Below are 1077 nucleotides of genomic sequence, written 5' to 3'. Positions count from 1 at the left end.
GAACAAGACATTTTTCACGGTGCCAAAAAGCGTTAAATAACTTTATGACAAAGAAACTTGAAGAATTATTTAACTTGCCAGAGCCTTCATCTGATGATGCAAGCCCTGAGGAAACAATGGCCAACATCGAATCTAAGCGAGAAACGTTCCAAGAAATTGATTCTGCAATTGATAAAATTGATGCGGCACTGCCTACTGTAAGAGACTTGAGTGCAAGTGATTCGGAACTAGATGAACTTGCTGATTTGGCCAAAGACAAATTCAATGATCTAATGGATCTGGGTATGAACATGGAAGCACGTTTCAGCGGTACAGTATTTCAAACAGCGGGCACATTATTAGGTCATGCGATTACTGCTAAACAAGCCAAGTTGGACAAAAAATTAAGAATGGTGGACTTACAGTTAAAGAAAATGCGACTAGACCATCAGATTAAAAAAGATAACGGAGTTATTGATGATGATGCTATTGAAGGCAAAGGTACAGTTATAGACCGCAATGCACTACTAGCCGAAATCCTCAATAAACCAAAGCAATAAATAGCTAAAAATGCTAAATATCTAATAATAGGAACAATTATGAAGTCTTTTAAAGCCTATCTAACAGAATCTGTACGTACATATGATTTTAGAGTGCGCATCGCTGGCGAAGTAACAACAGAAGCTATCGCCAAAATGAAGTCAGCTCTAGAGCTGTACAAAATGGAAAGCATGAGCAAGCCTAAGCGTTTGCCTATCCAGGAAACAAATTTATTCCCTAGCATGGGTCCAGTAGAAGTTAACGTTATTGACGTTAGTGTTGCTTATCCTGCTAACGATGATCAGATTCGCAATGCAATTGCAGGCTGCGGTTGTTTCGCGGCAGAAGCAATCCGTGTTAACGGACAAGGTGGCGCATTTGAAGCCATTATGGACGGCACAGAAGTTAGTAACAAAGGTGGCAAGCCTGGTGAAGCAGTTCTTGATGAAGAAGAAATGAAAGCAGAACCAGTTCCCAAAGATCTAGTAGGTGATGCACGTATTCCTAGCCTAATTAAAGAACTAGAAGAAACACGCAAGTACGAATACCCAGAAGCAG

The 1077-nt window shown here is 40.2% G+C and carries 2 protein-coding genes; both read left to right on the top strand.

Annotated elements, in window-relative coordinates; genetic code table 11:
• On the top strand, positions 1 to 539 hold a 539-nt coding region (locus tag AC1QQ2_RS14370; RefSeq protein ID WP_479713655.1), incomplete at its 5' end, for a hypothetical protein.
• A 39-nt stretch (positions 540 to 578) separates the two neighbouring features.
• A partial coding sequence (locus tag AC1QQ2_RS14365) for a hypothetical protein (RefSeq protein ID WP_479713654.1) occupies positions 579 to 1077 on the top strand: 499 nt, incomplete at its 3' end.

This window comes from Aestuarium sp. (assembly GCF_023253315.1).
Lineage (GTDB): Bacteria > Pseudomonadota > Alphaproteobacteria > Rhodobacterales > Rhodobacteraceae > Marivivens > Marivivens donghaensis.
The sequence above is the reverse complement of the archived record's forward strand: the minus strand, read 5'-3'. Positions and strand labels throughout refer to the sequence as shown.